The following is an 18,661-nucleotide window of genomic DNA, read 5'->3' on the forward strand; positions in this document are numbered from 1 at the left end:
GCGCGCCGGCTGTTTACCGGAGCGCATCAGGCGTTAAACGTGTGCCAGGGGGCTATACTGATTTCACTCTGTTGATCAGAACCACCCTCGATCGCTGCATAGCCCTCCTGGCAGGACACGTGAAACATTCGACACTGACTGCAGCGATACTCTGTCTATTGCTCGGCACTCCCGTCCGGGCCGAGCAGTATCAGGTCGTTACTGAAGAGTGGGCGCCCTACAACTACCTGGAGAACAATCAGCTCACCGGCATGTCCACGGAGATCGTCCGGGACATAATGGCGCTGACCGGGGATAACTTTGAGGTGCTGCTGCTGCCCAGCATGCGAAGCACCCACGCATTGAATACCCGGCCCAGGACCATCATGTATTCCCTGTTCCGCACCGCACAGCGCGAACCGTTATACAAGTGGGTCGGACCGATCGTCGAAGAGTCCATTTACCCCTATCAGTTAGCCAATGCGCAGCCTCCCGTGAATTCCCTGGAGCAACTGCTGCATGCCCCCCGGATCACGACCAGACAGGCCGGCCTGATCCCCGAGGTCCTGCAGGCACGGGGCTTCAATAACCTGGAAAAAGTTGCGACCGAGAGTCGGCAGCTCTACCGCATGCTGCTGGCCGGACGTACCGGCATCATCATAGGCGACACCGCTGCGGGGGTGGCTTACTACAGCAGCCAGTTGGACATCGCTCCCGGTACGCTGCGGCAGATACCCATCGAGCTCTATCGCTCATCGCTGTACATCGCCTTCAGCCGCGACTGTGACGACAAACTGGTGGCTGCCTGGGCCGGCGCCCTGGAGCAACTGCGCCGCTCGGGCGAGCTGGAGCGCATCCAGGACCGGTACAGGCAATGAAAACGCGGAAACAGCCCGAACCCGCTTCGTAAACACTGTCAACTTTGAGTCGACCTCTGCCTCTGGGGGCTGTCGTGGCAGATCACCCCACGGGCCTTGATGAGCGCGATCGCCAATCCTGATCAAGCGGCGGCCAAGCGAGCGTTCTAGGCCATGATGGGCATGAGAAAGATCGATATCGCGCTGATCGAAGCGGCGCTGAAGGGTTAGCAGCAGGGCTTGGGGTCAAGCGTTTGGACAGGGAGGAAATCCGACTATGCTGAACGCTCCCGCCTCACCAGGAGCCCGTTATGACCGTCCGCCGCATCATCGCCAACCTGACCAGCCAGCGCCCCGCCGAGATCGCGACTTTTTATAGCGAGCTGTTCGATATCGCCCCGGTGATGGACCACGGCTGGATCATCACCCTGGCCTCCGACAGTCAGGCCGTCGCGCAACTGAGCATCGCCAGTGAAGGTGGCTCCGGCGCGCCGGTACCGCAACTGTCCATCGAAGTGGACAACCTCGACGCGGTGTTCGAACGGGCGCAACGTGCCGACTACGAGATCCCCTACCCGCTGACCGTCGAACCCTGGGGCGTGCGGCGATTCTTCGTGCGTGATCCGTTGGGTACGTTGATCAATGTACTGCAACACAGTGACTGAACTTTATAGCATCCGACGCAGCACCGGGTTGCCGCGAAGCTGATGCCGCACCACAGCTGCCAGGTGCAACGCCACCAGCGCGGCCAACATCGTGCAGAGCAGATGATGCAGTTGCTGAATCTCCGCCAGGGCTGGCAGGGAATGAAGCAACTGCGGCAACGGCATGATCCCAAGCAACAGCACGGGATGGTTCATCATCACCACCCCGGTCAGCAATACGCCACTGACGCAGAGATAGATCAGGGTATGGGTCAGTTTGGCGATGTTTTTCTGCAGATCTCCGGTCCCCGTCGACTGTTCGGACGATGTGCTCAAGTACAGCCACAAGCGCCAGGCAAATAGCGGGATAAACAGCGAGGTTATTTGCGGATTGACGCTTTCCACCCACTGACGAAGTGGATGATTGACAGGTAGCAAGGTCACACCGAAGCCGCTCAACGTGGCCCAGAGGATAACCAGCGCGGAGATCCAATGCAGGTAGATACGGGTAGTCGTGTAGGGCTTGGGGGGTGATTGCAAGACGAGGTGGACCATAAAATCGCGCGGCGCCAAATATTAAGAAAGATTTGCATTTAGATTTGCAGTGCCACGGTACTCTCCCGCTATTCGCACTGCAAGGCCTTGGCCGCCCTACCCTGAGCGTTTGCGGGGTTGGGATACGCTGCGTCGATGAATTGCCCTCGCCACAATCGGTAATCATCCTGGCCTTGTCGCTGTGCGGCCTGGGCACTAGGCTTCGAATGTCGCTGCTCATTCAGCGACCGGGCCTGGAAACCCGCCAAGAAATCAGGCGCTGGACGCGGCCATGGAGAAGGATGGAGAACGTTATGCCTGGGCGTCCCACTACCTTTGCGAAATGGGCAAAGCGCTGGTTGATGACCTGAACCAGAGAATGTTGTCTGGCCAAAAGGCCTAGGCTGGGAATCGGAAGTTACTGACCATTCGCAATTGCCGGCCCGCACCAAACGGCTGTTGTAGGAGCAAGCTTGCTCGCGATGGACGTTAACGATGACGCGGGCTACCTGATGCACTGCGGCACTTTTGTACTCATCGAGCAAGAGCAGCTCAGGTGTCGCTCATTCGCAAACAAAAAAAGCCCCGCCACCGAATACGGTGCGGGGCAAAAAAATGGTCAGTTGCGGTCAACCAAAGCGGCGCGATAAAAAGCGCTTACCGGCCGAACTCAGATGCAATCCTGCGCCGCACGCTCGAAACTCGAAGGCAGGAAATTCGAAGCCAACAAATGCCGCTCGTAAACAAATACCTTCCCGCCCGTCCCGGCCTTGTGGGCTTCCAGCACGTTGTCCGCCGAGACTTTGCTTGTCACCACGATCCGGTAGCTGTGCTGGGTCTGCGAGACGATCGGGTTCAACGCGCTGCGCTGCAATTTCGGTATGACGCAATCAGCGTACTGGGCTGGGGTCTTGCTGGTCTGCAAGGTCAGGGTCGGGTCATTCGGCGCGGAGGCACAACCGGCCAGCAACAAGGAGCCAAACGCCAGGGCAGGCACAAATAAAGGGCGCATCAATCTCATCCTGAAAACAAACTGTGTGTTCGATGCCGCTGATTTTCCGGTTATTCTCGACAAAGTAAAACCTGCATTTCGTGATGGTCGGTATTACGTCTAGCAATAGATGCGCGCCATGCAGGCAACGACACACCCAATCACAATTAGAAAAGATGAATGAGGACACCTCATTGAGAACGTTTGACTTGATCCGCGACGCCGTTTTGCCTGATTTCCGTGAGCGAGTGGCCGATTACCTGGTCCAGTACGAAACCGTGCTGCTGTCCGAAAACGCGGCCGACCCGGTTCTGACCCAAGCCACCGCCAATCAGTTGCGCGGTTATCTGCGCGGGCTGAACACCACGCGGGTATTGGGCATGGCGGATTGGGAGGAGCTGGATAGACGGGTGGTGAATACCTGGCTCTAGCGAACCGAGCATGAGCGATGCCTCCCCCGGCCCACGGCCCGCTTCGCATTGAGCGCCAACAGGCGATCAGCCCTTGCCGACCGCCTGTATACGCGCAACCACGCGACTGGCCAGGTCATCGGGGCGAAACTTGGCCAAAAAATCATCCGCTCCGACCTTCTTGATCATCGCCTGGTTGAAAATGCCCGATAAAGACGTGTGCAAAACAATATGCAACTTCTGCAGTCGAGGGTCATTTCTCACCTCGGCGGTCAGGGTGTAACCGTCCATCTCCGGCATTTCTATATCGGAGATCATCATCAGCAGTTCGTCCGCCGGTGACTTTCCCCCGTCGAGCATGCCATGCAGGTAATCCAGCGCCTGGCGACCATCATTGAGTGCAATCACCTTTACGCCTACCGATTCCAGGCAGCGACTGACCTGCTTGCGGGCCACGACCGAGTCGTCCACCGTCAGTACGATGAATTCGGGAGCCTTGGCATTGGTCTGGGCATCGATCACCCCCAGGGAGATGACTTCACTGGTGGGCGCCACCTCGGACAAGACCTTCTCGACATCAATGATTTCCACCAGCCGGTTATCGACCCGGGTCACGGCGGTCAGGTAATGATCGGCGCCACTGCCCTTGGGGGGCGGATGAATATCCTCCCAGTTCAGATTCACAATATGCTCGACCGCCGAGACCAGGAAACCCTGGGTCTTGGTGTTGTATTCGGTAATGATCACGAACGCCGAGGCCATGTCCTGGACCCCAGGCAAACCGGTGGCCCGCGCCAGATCGAGGATCGGAATGGCGATGCCGCGAATAGTGGCCACACCGCAGACCACGGGGTGGGACTTGGGCATGATATGCAACGCGGGACAGGGCATGACCTCTCGCACCTTGAACACGTTGATGCCATAGAGTTGACGCTCGTCGAAGCGGAACAACAGCAATTCGAGGCGATTCTGCCCCACCAGCTGGGTTCGACTGTTCACGGACTCCATCAGACCTGCCATCACCACCCCCTTGAGCACTCAATTGCCAGTCCCCGCCCACCGTGGTCGGGAGTGGTTGATATCGTTGGTCCGCCACCTGCGAAGTCGTTCCAAAAGGCGTAAACACGATCAAGCGGATCGCGCAATAGAGGCTGTGAGCGCTGACTGGCGTTAAAAAATCATCGCCGCATGCGTGCCCCTCCGCCATCGGCGCATCCCTATTTTTGGGTAGGGATCGCAGGATACAGGGTAGGAAATTCCCTAGAGCGTAGCTCGCCTGACCACCCTCCGCCCGCAAGGAGCAGCGCCATCACAGTCCGAACATGAAATTCCTGCCATCCACAAAAGTGTCATAAAGCCATCATGCAATTTTGTTACAACCAATGGTGTAGTTCTCACTAAGAGCCCGCCCCTGTGAACCTTCGTTTCGCCTTTTCCCGCAAGTCTTCCCAACGACCCGCCCTGTTGCGCCGCCTGAGTATCGGTAAGCGCCTGCTGGCCAGCTTCGGCCTCTGCGCCTTGTTGCTGGTGGCCCTGGGCGGCTTTTGTCTGACGGCAATGCAACATATTCGCCACCAGGGCGAGTTGATCGAGCAAGGACCGCTGTCGAGTATCGCCCAGGCCGACGCCATCGCCATCGACCTGGCCAAGATGCGCACCGAGGCCGCGCTGTTGTTGGTGTTTGCCAATGACCCGGCCGAACTGGTCAACCGCAAGATCAACCTGCAGCAGCTCAGCGCCGAGGTGAACCAGGGGTTTACCGAGTACCTGGCCAAGGTCCCGGACGGGACAGAGCGGGACTCGATCAAGTTGCTGCAGGATGCTGCGCAGCAGTTTGTCAGCCTGTTCAAGCAGGCCATCGACCTGGTCGAGCAGAAGAAAATCAGCGAGGCTACCAACCTGTCCAACAACGACCTGTCCAACCAGGGTTCGATGATGGACATGCAGGTGCAATTGCTCCGCGAGCTGAACAAGCAGACCACCGCGCAAGCCCTGGAAAATACCGCCAGCACCTTCAAGAAGGTCCAACTGCTGCTGCCCATTGTCATCGCCGTGGCGCTGGTGCTGATGCTGTTGCAGGCCTGGCGACTGAGCGTGAGCATCACCCGACCGCTGCGCCAGGCCTTGCAGGTGGCCAAGACCGTGGCCGCCGGCGATCTCAGCCAACTGGTGATCGCCCATGGCCAGGACGAAGTGGCGCAGCTGCTGCAGATGCTCGGGCACATGCGCGATCAGTTGCACGCGGTGATCAATCAGATCGGTGGCGCCGTCGGCCGCCTGAACGCGGCCACCCAGGAGATGGGGGCGATCATGCACGACAGCGCCCAGGACCTGCATCAGCAATACGGCGAGATCGAACACGCCGCCACTGCCGTCACCCAGATGAGCCAGGTGGTCGAGGAAGTGGCGCGCAATGCCGTGGAGACCTCCAGCGAGTCGCGCAGCTCCAGCACGGCCGTGCGCGAAGGCCAGCAGCAATTGGACGAGACCATGGCCGATATCAGCGTCCTGGCCGATCAGGTCGAACAGGCCAGCCTTCGCGCCCAGGCCCTGGCAATCGAAACCCAGGGCATCAGCAAGGTGCTGGAGGTGATCCGCAGCGTGGCCGCGCAGACCAACCTGCTGGCGCTCAACGCGGCCATCGAGGCGGCCCGGGCCGGTGACGCGGGACGTGGTTTTGCCGTGGTGGCCGATGAAGTACGCGGCTTGGCGCAGCGTACCGATGCGTCAACGCGGGAAATCGAAAAGATGATGGACGGCATTCATCAGGGCACCGGCGACACGGTCCTGGCCCTGGCCGAAAGCGCCGCCCAGGCCGGCCGCACACGGCAGCGCGCGCAGGTGGCCAAGGATGTGCTGGGGAGTATCTCCCGGTCGGTGGCCGGCATTGATGAGCGCAACCTGGTGATCGCCACCGCCGCCGAGCAGCAGGCCCAAGTGGCACGCGAGGTGGACCACAACCTGGTGCGCATCCGCGACCTGTCCATGCAGACCGCCAGCGGCGCCGCGCAAACCAGCACCGCCAGCCAGGAGCTGGGGCGGCTGGCAGTGGAGCTGGACGGGATGCTGGCGCGCTTCTCACTCTGACAGGCGGCACCATAGGTCAGGCAGGGCTCGGCGCAGGAGCATTTCGACACACGCGAAACCCGTTGGAAGGGATCGCTTATCGGGCTAATCTTGCTCCTAGCGCCGTCCTGAACCTCAACTGGAATCCCGCCGGGTGATCAAACCATCGTTACTGCTACGCCGTCGTTTTGCCTCCATCCGCTGGCGCACTCGTGTGACCCTCTGGGCTGCCGCAACTCTCGCGGGATTGCTGGTAGTGATGTTCGCCAGGCTGGCTGACCTTGCGCTGACACAATTTGCCCAGCACACCGCCGAACATCCCTGGTTGCCCTTCATCTACACCCCGCTGGTCGGCATGCTGGTGGTATGGATGACCACGCGCTTTTTTGTCGGAGCCCAAGGCAGTGGCATTCCCCAGGTGATCGCCGCCACCCGCTTGGCCCACAAGGGCGCGCCGGTCAACCACTTGGTGTCGCTGCGTATCGCCTTCGCCAAGATAGGCCTCGGCACATTGGCGCTGACCGGCGGCTTTTCCGCGGGACGCGAAGGCCCCTCGGTCCAGGTCGCCGCCTCGATCATGCATTTCTTTCACCGCTACCTGCCCAATGCACGCATTATCCGTAGCGAAGACCTGATCCTCGCTGGCGGCGCGGCGGGCATCGCCGCCGCGTTCAACACGCCCCTCGCCGGTGTCGCGTTTGCGGTGGAGGAACTGGGACGCAAGCTGGAAACCAGAACCAGCGGCGTGCTGCTCAGCACCATTATCCTGTCGGGGATGGTCGCCATCGCCTTGCAGGGCAACTACAACTATTTCGGTCACTTCAACGTTCAAGAGATCACACTCGACATCGCCATTGCGGCGCTGGCGACAGGTATCGGCTGTGGGCTGCTGGGCGGCTTGTTCAGCCGCATGTTGCTGTGGCCCCAGCGCCATCGGCACTTTGTCGTCTGGGAGTGGCGTCGCACGCACCCGGTCTGGTTCGCAGGCGCTTGCGGGCTGCTGGTGGCGATCCTGGGTTGGTTGAGTGGTGGGATGTCATTTGGCAGCGGTTACGGCATCACCACCCATATCATTGCCTCCGATACCGGCCTGCCTTGGCACGCGCCTGTCACGCGCTTTCTCGCCACCCTCGTGACTTATTTTTCCGGTATTCCCGGCGGTATTTTTGCCCCTTCCCTGGCCGTCGGCGCCGCCGTGGGTGCCAATGCCGCCGACTTTTTCGGCCTGGCCGCGCAACCGATGATTGCCCTGTGCATGGTCGGCTTTCTGGCCGCCGTGACGCAGTCCCCCATCACTTCCGCGATCATTGTGATGGAGATGATCGACAGCCATGGGATGGTGATCAGCCTCATGGCCGTTGCGCTGATTGCCAAGGCGGTCAGTTCACGGATGAGCCCCGAGTTGTACCAGCAGATGGCCCGGGGGTTTCTTCAGTCTTCGGACGATGGCAGCGCCTCTAAAAAAGAAACCCCATAACCCAAGGCTGGGTCGCAACGAGCCAGCAGGCCTCCATCGAGTCGTGTGGCACAGGAGATTTGCATCTCGCCCGTCAGGTTCTTATCATCGCGCTGGGTGCGCTGCTGCATACGGCACAGCGCAGGTTAAAGCATAAACGTTGGTCGGGCCGCCAACGGAGAATTGCTGTGCCTGAAAGACACCCAGCGTCGCCTTCCATCCCTCGCCCGCAGGCTCTGACCGAACGCGCCTTGTCGGCCTTGGAGCGCTTCTCGCATATCGAAGCCTTCAGCGGCATCGTGCTTCTGCTGGCCGCGATTGCGGCCCTTATCTGGGCCAACAGCTCGGTCGCCGACTCCTACGAACATTTCTGGAACACCCCGCTCACCGTGGGCCTGGGCGACTTCACGGTCTCGCGCTCACTGCACTTTCTGGTCAACGATGGACTGATGACCATCTTTTTCCTGGTGGTAGGGGCTGAAATCCGCCAGGAGATCAAGGACGGGGCACTGGCCAACCTAAAGCTGGCCACCCTGCCCCTGGGTGCCGCCTTGGGCGGCGTGCTGATGCCGGCGCTCATCTACACCCTGCTCAACCACGGTACCCCGGCAGCCAACGGCTGGGCCGTACCCACCGCCACGGACATTGCCTTTGCCGTGGGCGTCCTTGCCCTGTTGGGCAAATCGATTCCAAGCGGGGTGCGCGTCCTGTTGCTGGCCCTGGCAATTATCGATGATATCGTCGCCATCCTGATCATTGCCATCTTCTATGCCGCCAGCCTGGATTACCTGGGCCTGGTGATCGCGGCTGGCGGCCTGTTGCTGGTGCTGGTGTTTCAGCGGATGGGCATCGGCAAGGCGTATGCGTACCTGCTGCCGGGGGCCATCGTCTGGTTCGGGCTGTTGAAGACCGGCGTGCATCCGACCCTGGCAGGCGTGATTCTCGGCCTGATGACCCCGGTCAGCTCCCGGCCCGCCAAGGAACAACCGCTGGAGACCATCGGGCGGACGTTCGAAGAGCTGATGGAGCGATTTTCCGCCTCGGGCGATAGCCCACAGACCGTGGCCAAACCCCTGAAGCAACTCCGGCAGGCCCAGCGGGAAATGTTGCCGCCGGTCCAGCGCGTTCAGGCCGGGTTGCATCCGTGGGTGGCGTTTGGTGTCATGCCGCTCTTCGCACTGGCAAACGCGGGCGTCAGCCTGCAGGGGGTCAATCTGGACGATGGGCTGTCCCTGCATCTGTTCATGGGGGTGATACTGGCGCTGGTACTGGGCAAGCCCCTGGGGGTCATGCTGGCCAGCGTGGTTCTGGTCAAGCTGAACATCTGCAGGCTGCCTGAAGGCGTGACCTGGAGTGGTGTCGCCCTGGTCGGTCTGCTGGCGGGTATTGGATTTACCATGTCGATTTTCATTTCGTCGCTGGCGTTTACCGACCCGAGACTACTCTCGGCGGCAAAACTGAGCGTGCTCGCCGCGTCGTCCCTGGCGGCGGTGCTGGGGTTGCTCTGGGGGAGGACTCGATCAAAGCTTTCCCAGCGCATTCATGAGCCCATCTCATAGGCCCGTTCGGATTTCTCCGCCTAATCAAAGACGACTGCTCGTACGACAGTGATGGGTCATCCATCGACTGTTTTTAAGGCCGCGATCCGCAGGCGGAAAACCGCCCTGTTTTGCAGAGAAGCAGTTAATGCCCAAGGCAGCCATTCTCAACGCCTGCGTCATCTTCATATCACTGCAGTCGGCGGCGCATCGGCGGGTGGTGCGGAAAATGCCTTGGAGTATCGAGACTGGATAGACCGGTTTATCACCGGCATTGGCGACAAGCCCGCGGTGCTCATTCTGGAGCCGGATGCGCTGGCAGACAGTGAATGCCTGACCCAGCAAAAGCGCGATGAGCGCCTGGCGTTGCTCAATGCGGCGCAGAATTCGATACCGTTGATCCGACAGGTCAGCACTTGGCCTGCGATCTGGCTCAGCTCAATAGGCTGCCCTCTGGACTGGCCCAGTGCGCACTTTCCCCATACCCGTAGTCCCAGAAGAATCCATGCTGAAGATCTGCCCGCAAGTGGTTGGCGGTAGCAACCAGCAGGCAACACGCGAACAGCACTCGGATGGCCAAGGACAACCTGGGCATGGCGTGATCCGCGTTAGTGAAGTAAGCCCGACAGGATATCGGGATTGTACCGCTTCGGCAGCAGTGCTCGCTCGCAAGACCCTCGTGGATACGCGTGCCGTGCGCGCGCCACTCACTGCTCCGCCAGAAACTCACGATACTGCGCCGCCGTCTGCTCCGGGCGCTCGACCATCGGCAGATGGCCCACGCCGTCCCAACACTCCAGGCGCGCATGGGGAATGCCGGCGATCCAGGTTTTTGCACTGGCCAGGGGGACCATGCGGTCTTCGCGACCCCACAGCAGCAAGGTCGGAACATGGATATTGTTCAGCCAGGGTTCCATGCGCGGGCTGTCATGGAAGTCGTCGAAGATTTCCGCCAGTTCAGGACGCCGATCGATATAGGTCTGCGACTCCGCCGCCAACAACACGCCAGGTATCCAGGGCGGCGAGGCCATGGTCATGGAGAAGAACCGATCGAACTCCGCCCGCGAGCGGATCAGAAAAGGGTTCCTGCCTTGCTTGACCAACTCTTCCACTTCATTGGGTTGCGGCAGGTTGACCCCCACCGGTCCCATCAACGCCAGGGACAGCACCCGCTCCGAAAAATGCGCCGCCAGCCAGGTACCGACGTAAGCGCCCATGGAGCTGCCGACCACATGCACTTTGTCGATCCCGCTGGCGTCCAGCAGTTCGACCATGCGTTGCGCCTGGGTCGCGATACTGTAGTCGCCACCCGTTTCGAAACCACTTTTGCCGTGCCCGGCCAGGTCGGGAATGATCACCCGGTGGTCGGCAACGAAGGATCGCGCAAAGCGCAGCCAGAGGGTCTTGTCGGCACTGAAACCGTGGATCAGCAACAGCGGCGGCGTGTTGCTTTGAGTCCCGCCCTGGAAGGTCGACAAAGTCATCCGCTCAATCGCCACCGGGACTTCCTTCACCCGGGAGAGCCGTGCTTCCAGACTCGTGATCAGGTCAAACAGCAGACCTCCTACACGTGGATAGGTCCACCATCCCCATACGACGAGGAGGACGATCAGGGCAAGGATCAGGAACATCAACACTTCTCCGGAACAGGGTTGGCGAAACCAGTCTCCGCACGACCGGTCGAGTCATAAAAACAGAACGGGCATCCGCCAGCAAGACGCCGTGCCGGATCGGCGTGACAACCCTTGAGTGACTTCTGATAGGCTGATCGGCCCGACCATCCACCCAGCCAGGCTCAGCCCCATGATCCATATCCGCGCCATGACAATGGACGATTACCCGGCAGTCATCGACCTGATGCGCAATACCCCGGGCATCTCCCTGCGTGATGCCGACTCCCGTGAGTCGACCGCCCGGTACCTGGAGCGAAATCCGGAGATGAGCTTCATAGCGGAAGTCGACGGTGACCTCGCTGGCTGCGTCATGTCCGGGCATGACGGTCGCCGGGGCTACTTGCAGCACCTGCTGGTCCTGCCCCGCTATCGCCGCCGGGGCATCGCCAATGCACTGGTCGAACGCTGCCTGTCGATGCTGGAGGCACACGGAATCCTCAAGTGTCACCTCGATGTGTTCAAGACCAATGAGGCCGCTGCCGCCTACTGGCAAAGCCAGGGCTGGCAGCTCAGGCAGGATATCGACCGCTATTCGTTTACCCGACCGGGTAATCAGAATGCCTGACCAGGCGGCTCGGCATCAGACGTCCGGCTCAATAGACCCAGGGCAACAGGCGCCAGGTACGTGAGCGATAAGCCTCGTACTCCTCGCCAAACTCGGCCTTGAGCAAGGCTTCCTCCGAGTGCATGCGCGCTATCAACGGGACCAGCGTCAACGCCGTCAGCAACACCCCGACGCCGGAGCGAAAAGCCAGCGCCCAACCGAGTGAATTGACCAGCAATCCGAGGTAACTCGGGTTGCGCAAGAAACGATAGAGACCGGTAGTCACCAGCCGGTGCCCCGGCTGAATCGCCACCAGCCCGCTGAAGCGCTTGCCCAACACGAACACCGGCCACATCCGCAACACCCCGCCAACGGCAAACAGCAGCACACCGAGCCAACGCACGCCCTCACCGCCAAAGGTCCACCAGCCCAGGCGAGCCGTCCAGGGCGCCAGCCCCACCAGCATCAAGCCGAGGACGCCAATGACCGGGATCACCCAGCGATTGCCGCGATCTTCACGCACGCCGGGGCTGAGATTGCCTTCGGTGAACAGCGCCGTCGCCGCCAACAGCAGGGTCACCACGGCGATCACCAGCAACGCCGGCTGGGCAGCAAATGCCGCCCAGCCGCCGAAGCCCCAGACCGCGAGCCAGAGATAGCCCAGCGTCGCCGCAATGCTGAAAAACGCCAAGCGAAGTGAGATTTTCATGCTGCCCTCGACGGGATAACCCTGATAGCTGCCGCTTTCAGTGTAGAAGCATAGGTCTCAGCCAGCGGCCGGTAACGCTCTAGCCCACGGTTTGCAAGAAGTCCCCCGGAAAACCAATTTATTCCATAAGGAATAAAAAATTATTTTGTATAATTTTATTGTTAATCCAGGAGGTCGCTACCGGGGCCATGCATGGCCTCGAGGGGTTCCCCGATCCGCAGGACTTTGCAGCGCTGACGCGGCAGTATGCGCAGTGACGTCAGGCATAGGCGCTCAGGCACCCGCCAGGCCGTCAACGATTTCGAGTCGGCCTTGCCGGACATCTCGCAGATCCTCTCAATTACACTCGAAAAGACAAAAACAACAACCAATAACATTCAAAAAGATGATTTGACTTTGGTAAAAAAAAACTAAGCTACACAGAGCCATTTCAGCCATATGGATGCGTTGTAGATGTTTACAAAAACGACCTCGGCTTTCAGCGCCAAATGGGCGGACAGCACGCTCAAGATCGGTCATGTAATTCTTTTTGTGGCAGCGGTCTGCATCTCATTGATCGGCATCAGCATCTGGGGGGCCTTCAACTCCCTGGCGTATCACTTGCACGATAAAAAAGTCGAGATGTCAAACCTTTCCAAGGCCTTGTCGTCAAGTATAGCGGCCACCCTCACCCAAGCCGACACCGTCATACTCGGGGTCCAGTCACAGTTAAATGGTGAAGGTACCGGACCGGAAGAATTGAAAAAGCTGAAGATGATATTAAAGCTCCAACAAAAATACCTGCCACAAATCTATGGCTTTTCCATTTACGACGAACATGGACGTTGGCTATTAAACTCAAACGATAGAAACCAGTCCAACCTGAACAACTCGGACCGCGACTATTTCATCTACCATCGCGACCATACCGATTCCGCTCCATTCCTGGGCCCGCCCATTCGCAGCCGATTAACAAACGAATGGGTCATCACCCTATCGCGCAGGATCAATCATCCTGACGGCAGCTTTGCCGGTGTGACAATGGCCACCCTCTATCTTAAATATTTCCTCAACCTCTACAACAACATCGACATCGGCAAGCATGGCATCATCAACCTGGCCTCCTCGACAGGGCACATCATCGTACGCTACCCCTTCCATGACGCAGAAGTGGGTACGGATATTTCAAGCGGGGAGGTATTCGCCTTATTGGTGCCCGGTGTCGCCTCGGGCACTGCAACAATAAGATCATTTATTGACAATGTCGTACGAATCATCAGCTTTCAACGTGTTGATGGCTATCCTCTTGTGGTCATCGCGGCTTTTGACAAAGATGAAATATTGGCGGACTGGCGTCGCGAGTCCTTTGCGAGCCTTATCATATCCTCCATATTGCTGCTCATCCTCAGTGTGCTGGGCTATCGCCTCATAAAAATCATGAGCCAGCAGATTCAAGCACAAAAAGAACTGCAACACTCCGAAAGAATCTATATAGAGGCGAACAAGGCGCTCGGGCAACTGGCACTCGAAGATGGATTGACCGGTCTCTCGAATCGTCGTAAGTTCGACCTGTTTATCCGCTCGGAAATAAACAAAGCCAAGCGTAAACCCGATGACCTCGCCCTCATCCTGATTGATATTGACCTGTTCAAGAAGTACAACGACCATTACGGTCACGTACAAGGCGATGAATGCCTGAAATCCGTGAGTAGCATCATCAAGAAAAATATCACCCGGGAACATGATCTTGCGGCCAGGTATGGCGGAGAGGAGTTTGCCATTGTCCTCCCCAGTACCGATTATGTCGGCGCTTTTATCATCGCCGAGAAGATCCGAACGGACGTGGAGCGCGCCGCCATTCAACACGGCGAATCACCAGCCAAAGTCGTCACCATCAGCCTGGGTATCAGTGCATTATCCGGATCAAAAGCCGACATCCCCGAGCAACTGATCGATATTGCTGATAAAGCACTCTACGTCGCGAAATCCAATGGCCGAAACCGGACGGTTATTTCCGACAATCTGCCCAGCGCCCGGCCTCTCCCCATGCCCCGGCGCATGGGCTCCGCCAGCGACACGGAACAATCGCTGTAGCTTGATTCAGCCCTGCCAGCCCAACCCCAACGCCTTGTGCAAGGAGGCAAAGTCCTTCAGCAACTCACTGTCGCCGCTCACCCGATTCTGCTCGGCGTCGAAGCGGGTGCGCTCAGCGTTCAGCCAGTCCAGGGTACTTGCGGTACCGGCATCGTAGCGCTCGCGAGTCAGGCTCGCGGCACGCGCCGAGGACGCTTCGATATCCCGCAGCAGGACCACGTTTTCACGTTGATGACCGTAGCGCGCCAAGGCCACATCGGCATCGCGCAGCGCACCGAGAACCACGCTGCGATAGTGGGCCCGAGCTTCGTCGACACCCCCTTCGGCACTGTCGACATCGGCCGCCACGCGACCGAAGTCCAGGGCGTTCCAGGTCAGGCGTGGAATCAGCAGCCAGCTGGCGTTGTCCTTGCGCACCAGATGCGAAGGCGCCGCGGCGCTGAAGCTGAGGTCGCCGATCAGTGACAGCTTGGGAAACCAGTCGGCCTTTTTCTCGCCGACCTGCGCGGTGCTGGAGGCCAGCTGGCGTTCGGCGGCACGGATATCCGGACGGGACTTGATCAGTGCCGCCGGATCAGCGATGGGCACGCTCCCGGGGACACTCGGCAGCGCGCTCGGCTGGCCCAGTCGGCTGTCCAGTTCTCCCGGTTCCAGGTCGCAGAGGACCGCCAGTTGGTCCAGCGACTCGATGATCTGCGCCTGCAACGGCAGGCGTTGCGCACGGGTGGTCTGCCATTGGGTGGTGACTTGCTCCAACTGCAATTGCGAAGCCACGCCACGGCTGCGACGCTGCTGGGTCAGGTCAACCACCTGGGCTTCCAGGCCCGCCGAGGTGTCAACCAGGGCCAGGCGGGTCTGCTGGTCACGTAAACCGACATAGGCCTGCACTACTTCGGCAGCCAGTTGCACCTGGGCATCGGCCAGGCTCTCGGCCGAGGCATCGGCACTGGCAGAAGCGGCCTCGATGGCACGGTGCGTACCGCCAAACATGTCGACTTCCCAGCTGGCATCGAAGTCCGTCAGATACAGCGACAGCGGCCCACGACCAGCACTGTTCTGCTGCCCCGTCAGGCTGGAAAGATCGGGAGAACGCATGCGAAGCGCCGTGGCATTGGCACTCAACTTGGGCCGCCCGGCGGCCCGCTGACCGTGCAACCCGGCCCGGGCCTGACGCAAACGGGCTTGGGCCACACGAATATCCGAACTGTCATTGAGCGCAGTGTCCACCAGGCTGTTGAGTTGCGCATCACCCAGCTCACGCCACCAATGGGCAACGGCTGGGATGCTGCCGGCAACGGGGTCGGCGTGGGCGAAACGCCCTGCCGCCACGGTCTTTTCGGCAACCGCGGGCGCGCCGTGGTAATCGGGGCCGACGGTGCAACCGACGAGCAGGCCCAGGATCAGGGCCGAAATCAGGGTTCTCTCGATCATCGTGCGGGGCTCGCCGAAAGGTTTGGTTTCTTGAGTAAAAGGGCCAGGGGAATACACAGGGCCAAGGCAATGCCCAGCAGGTAGAAACAATCGGTGAAGGTCATGACCGACGCTTGCAAGGCAATGTCGCGACTCAACTGACCGACCGTCTGTAACTGCGCCAGGGCCTGGTCACCGGTCTGGCTCATGAAGGAGGCCGTCTGTGCCGCCATATGTTCCTGGCCCAAGGTGCTGTTGGCCGTCAGCGACTCACGAATCATCGCGTCGTGATAACTGCTGCGCCGATCGATCAACACCCCGGTCAGGGCCAGCCCGATGGAGCCGCCGATATTGCGCGACATGTTGTAGAGTCCCGCCGCCTCGCCTTTCTCATGGGCCTGAACGGCCGCCATGGTGATCTGGTTGAGCGGCATCATCGCCAGGATCTGGGCGAAACCGCGCACCAGTTGCGAGGTGTCGAAATCATGGCCGACACTGTCAACCGTCAGGTTCAGACTCATCATGCAACTGATTACGAACAGCACTAGCCCGGTGCCCACCAGCCAGCGGCTGTCATAGCGCTGCATCAGCCGCGGCAGGATCGGCATCATCAAGAAAGCCGGTACGCCGGAAAGCAGCATGATCGCCCCGGATTGCTGGGCGTTGTAGCCGGCAACACTGTTGAGAAACTGCGGCAGCAGGTAGGAAATCCCATAGATGGCCGCCCCCACCGTCGAGACGATCAGGATCACGCTGGCATAGCGCGGGTTGCGCATCAGGCTGAGCTTGATGATCGGTTGGCGGGCGGTGAACTGACCGATGGCGATCAGGATAAAACCCAGGGTCATCAGCAGGCTCAGACCGACAATCAGCGAGGACTCGAACCAGTGCTCACGCTGGCCCTCTTCCAGGATTACCGTCAGCGAACTCAAGCCCAGGGCCAGCCCGAGGATGCCGATCCAGTCCGCCTTGATAAATTGCTGAAGATCGGCTTTTTCCGCGCGGATGCCGGTCCAGAGCAAAGCGATCAGCGCCAGACTGATGGGCAGGTTGAGGAAAAAGCACCAGCGCCAACTGGCGTTCTCGGTCAGCCAGCCACCCAGCACCGGCCCCATCAAAGGCCCGAGCAAGACGGTCAGGCCAAACATCGACATGCCGATGGCCATCTGATGCCGGGGCAGGCGCGTGCCGATGATGGTCTGCGCCGTCGGGATCATCGCGCCACCGGCAAAGCCCTGGCCGACCCGCGCCAGGATCATGCCCGTGAGACTGCTGGACATGCCGCAGAAAAACGAAAACAGCGTAAAAGCCATTGCCGTGCCCATCAGGAACCGACGCAAGCCGAAGACCCGGGTCAGCCAGGCCGCCAGCGGGATCATGACGATCTCCGACATCAGGTAACCGGTGGCAATCCAGGTGCCTTCCGTGCCCGAGGCACCGATCTGCCCCTGGATCTGCGGCAAGGCCGAGTTGGTGATGGAGATGTCCAGCGTGGCCAGCAAGGCCCCGAGGGAGCCGGCCGCGACCGCGATCCAGTCGGTCAGCGAAGCATTGGCCTCCTGGGGCGCGTCCCGCGTGGCCGCGACCGTCGCGGCGTCAGCCATGTTGGCGGGTGTCCACGTCGACAGTCACCGACAGGCCCGGCATCAGTACCGCACGCGCCGACTCCGGCACGTCCAGCTGGATACGCACGGGGACACGCTGGACGATCTTGGTGAAGTTGCCGGTGGCGTTCTGTGCCGGTAACAGCGCGAACTGCGAGCCGGTACCAGGCGAGAGGCTGTCGATATGCCCGCTGAGATCTTCACTGCCCAGCGCATCCACGTGCACCGTGACCACCTGGCCGGGCTGCATATGGTGAATCTGGGTTTCCTTGAAATTGGCCGTCAGGTAAAGCGCCTGCACCGGCACCACGGTCAGCAGGCGCGTGCCCGGTTGGGTGAACTGGCCGACGCGAACACTGCGATCGGCCACCCGACCAGCCAGGGTGCTGATCACCGTGGTGTCGTCCAGGTCCAGTTGCGACTGCCGGGCACTGGCCTGGGCCACCGCCAGTTGCGCCTGGGCCTGCTGCAATTGCGCCTTGAGCGTACCGATACGGGTTTGCGCCGCGCGCAACGCGGCTTGATGCGCGCTCAGGCCGGTGCTGGCCTGGGCCAGTTGATTGTTGAGGTCGGCCAGATGCTCTTCCGTCTCGGCGCCGGAACGGGCCAGCGGCGCATAACGCTTGACCTGGGTCTGGGCGTGGCGCAAGTCGGCGTTGGCGCCGTCCAGCTGGGCCTGGCCCTGGGCAATGCTGGCGCCCTGCTCCACCAGCTCGGCTTCGGCCCTGGCCACATCGGCCTGGTGAGAAGCCACGGTGGCCTGGGCTTCGTCCAGCGCCGCCTGATATTTGCGCGGGTCCAGGCGCACCAGCGGCTGGCCGACGCTCACGGTTTCGTTGTCACTGACCAGCACTTGCGCGACATAGCCGCCGACCTTGGGCGCCACGGTCATGCTGTCGGCCTGCAGGTAGGCGTCATCGGTGCTTTCAATGAAACGCCCGCTGAACCACCAGTGCGCGCCCCAGCCGATCAGCGCCAGCAGTGCGACAACACCGACCCCGATCAGGGCACGCGGCGGCTTGCCACGGCGCTCGGGAAGATTGCTTGCAACCACGGGCTCAAGGCGGCCGTGCTGACCGATAGGTTGATCGACGGACATGCCGCACTCCAAAATATTCCAGTCGGTAAAAAATGCGGCGATGGCGAATTTATGTCAAGTGATATAATTTGTTC

General features: G+C 60.3%; 17 protein-coding genes and 2 pseudogenes. 11 read left to right on the forward strand and 8 right to left on the reverse strand.

The window, feature by feature from the left end; genetic code table 11:
- Positions 1-119 precede the first annotated feature (119 nt).
- From M5B99_RS02820 to M5B99_RS02830, 3 genes and pseudogenes are all read left to right on the forward strand, one after another.
- On the forward strand, positions 120-857 hold the full coding sequence (locus tag M5B99_RS02820) for a substrate-binding periplasmic protein (RefSeq protein ID WP_248802546.1): 738 nt from the start codon (positions 120-122) through the stop codon (positions 855-857).
- Positions 858-920: 63 nt separating this feature from the next.
- Positions 921-1,007 (forward strand): annotated as a pseudogene (locus tag M5B99_RS02825) (VOC family protein); the annotation flags it as partial.
- A gap of 140 nt (positions 1,008-1,147) precedes the next feature.
- Positions 1,148-1,501 carry a VOC family protein gene (locus M5B99_RS02830; protein ID WP_248802547.1) on the forward strand — a complete coding sequence of 118 codons (354 nt, stop codon included), beginning with the start codon at positions 1,148-1,150 and terminating at the stop codon, positions 1,499-1,501.
- Between the two features lie 3 nt (positions 1,502-1,504).
- On the opposite strand, the gene M5B99_RS02835 is transcribed toward M5B99_RS02830, so the two are convergent.
- Positions 1,505-2,020 carry a cytochrome b/b6 domain-containing protein gene (locus M5B99_RS02835; protein ID WP_248802548.1) on the reverse strand — a complete coding sequence of 172 codons (516 nt, stop codon included), beginning with the start codon at positions 2,018-2,020 and terminating at the stop codon, positions 1,505-1,507.
- A gap of 271 nt (positions 2,021-2,291) precedes the next feature.
- Between M5B99_RS02835 and M5B99_RS02840 the strand changes: the two are divergent.
- A pseudogene (locus M5B99_RS02840) lies at positions 2,292-2,417 on the forward strand (DUF3077 domain-containing protein); the annotation flags it as partial.
- A 267-nt stretch (positions 2,418-2,684) separates the two neighbouring features.
- On the opposite strand, the gene M5B99_RS02845 reads toward M5B99_RS02840, so the two are convergent.
- Positions 2,685-3,026: a hypothetical protein gene (locus M5B99_RS02845; RefSeq protein ID WP_248802549.1), complete on the reverse strand. Its 342-nt coding sequence runs from the start codon at positions 3,024-3,026 to the stop codon at positions 2,685-2,687.
- A gap of 173 nt (positions 3,027-3,199) precedes the next feature.
- Between M5B99_RS02845 and M5B99_RS02850 the strand changes: the two genes are divergently transcribed.
- Entirely contained in the window at positions 3,200-3,436 is a 237-nt protein-coding gene (locus M5B99_RS02850; RefSeq protein WP_248802550.1) for a hypothetical protein, read from the forward strand.
- Positions 3,437-3,502: 66 nt separating this feature from the next.
- On the opposite strand, the gene M5B99_RS02855 is transcribed toward M5B99_RS02850, so the two are convergent.
- Positions 3,503-4,435: a chemotaxis protein CheV gene (locus M5B99_RS02855; RefSeq protein ID WP_248802551.1), complete on the reverse strand. Its 933-nt coding sequence runs from the start codon at positions 4,433-4,435 to the stop codon at positions 3,503-3,505.
- A gap of 393 nt (positions 4,436-4,828) precedes the next feature.
- Here M5B99_RS02855 and M5B99_RS02860 point away from each other — a divergent pair, with 393 nt between their 5' ends.
- The 4 genes from M5B99_RS02860 (at position 4,829) to M5B99_RS02875 (ending at position 10,015) form a co-directional block, all read left to right on the forward strand.
- A complete protein-coding gene (locus M5B99_RS02860) occupies positions 4,829-6,502 on the forward strand; it encodes a methyl-accepting chemotaxis protein (RefSeq protein WP_248802552.1) in 1,674 nt (557 codons plus the stop codon).
- Positions 6,503-6,635: 133 nt separating this feature from the next.
- Positions 6,636-7,958, forward strand: coding sequence for a chloride channel protein (locus M5B99_RS02865; protein ID WP_248802553.1), 1,323 nt, complete (start codon positions 6,636-6,638; stop codon positions 7,956-7,958).
- A 167-nt stretch (positions 7,959-8,125) separates the two neighbouring features.
- A complete protein-coding gene (nhaA, locus tag M5B99_RS02870; protein WP_248802554.1) occupies positions 8,126-9,496 on the forward strand; it encodes a Na+/H+ antiporter NhaA in 1,371 nt (456 codons plus the stop codon).
- 51 nt (positions 9,497-9,547) lie between these two features.
- Entirely contained in the window at positions 9,548-10,015 is a 468-nt protein-coding gene (locus M5B99_RS02875; protein ID WP_248802555.1) for a glycoside hydrolase family 6 protein, read from the forward strand.
- Positions 10,016-10,182: 167 nt separating this feature from the next.
- Here M5B99_RS02875 and M5B99_RS02880 read toward each other — a convergent pair whose 3' ends face one another.
- Positions 10,183-11,106, reverse strand: a complete 924-nt coding sequence (locus tag M5B99_RS02880) for an alpha/beta fold hydrolase (RefSeq protein ID WP_248802556.1) — start codon at positions 11,104-11,106, stop codon at positions 10,183-10,185.
- A gap of 172 nt (positions 11,107-11,278) precedes the next feature.
- Here M5B99_RS02880 and M5B99_RS02885 point away from each other — a divergent pair, with 172 nt between their 5' ends.
- Entirely contained in the window at positions 11,279-11,713 is a 435-nt protein-coding gene (locus tag M5B99_RS02885; RefSeq protein ID WP_248802557.1) for a GNAT family N-acetyltransferase, read from the forward strand.
- Positions 11,714-11,741: 28 nt separating this feature from the next.
- Here the strand turns inward: M5B99_RS02885 and M5B99_RS02890 are convergent, their stop codons facing one another.
- Positions 11,742-12,401, reverse strand: coding sequence for a methyltransferase family protein (locus tag M5B99_RS02890; RefSeq protein ID WP_248802558.1), 660 nt, complete (start codon positions 12,399-12,401; stop codon positions 11,742-11,744).
- Positions 12,402-12,854: 453 nt separating this feature from the next.
- On the opposite strand from M5B99_RS02890, the gene M5B99_RS02895 reads away from it, so the two are divergent.
- The gene (locus M5B99_RS02895; RefSeq protein ID WP_248802559.1) at positions 12,855-14,474 is read left to right on the forward strand and encodes a GGDEF domain-containing protein; all 1,620 of its coding nucleotides are present in this window, start codon (positions 12,855-12,857) and stop codon (positions 14,472-14,474) included.
- 6 nt (positions 14,475-14,480) lie between these two features.
- Here M5B99_RS02895 and M5B99_RS02900 read toward each other — a convergent pair whose 3' ends face one another.
- The 3 genes from M5B99_RS02900 to M5B99_RS02910 are packed head-to-tail and all read right to left on the reverse strand — an operon-like array spanning position 14,481 to position 18,587.
- On the reverse strand, positions 14,481-15,905 hold the full coding sequence (locus M5B99_RS02900) for an efflux transporter outer membrane subunit (protein ID WP_248802560.1): 1,425 nt from the start codon (positions 15,903-15,905) through the stop codon (positions 14,481-14,483).
- A complete protein-coding gene (locus M5B99_RS02905; RefSeq protein WP_248802561.1) occupies positions 15,902-17,488 on the reverse strand; it encodes a DHA2 family efflux MFS transporter permease subunit in 1,587 nt (528 codons plus the stop codon). Before M5B99_RS02905 ends, M5B99_RS02900 begins: the two co-directional genes overlap by 4 nt.
- Complete coding sequence (locus M5B99_RS02910) at positions 17,481-18,587, reverse strand: HlyD family secretion protein (RefSeq protein ID WP_248802562.1); 1,107 nt, start codon at positions 18,585-18,587, stop codon at positions 17,481-17,483. Before M5B99_RS02910 ends, M5B99_RS02905 begins: the two co-directional genes overlap by 8 nt.
- Between the last annotated feature and the right edge of the window lie 74 nt (positions 18,588-18,661).

The organism is Pseudomonas sp. MWU13-2100 (assembly GCF_023242365.1).
Classification (GTDB): Bacteria; Pseudomonadota; Gammaproteobacteria; order Pseudomonadales; family Pseudomonadaceae; genus Aquipseudomonas.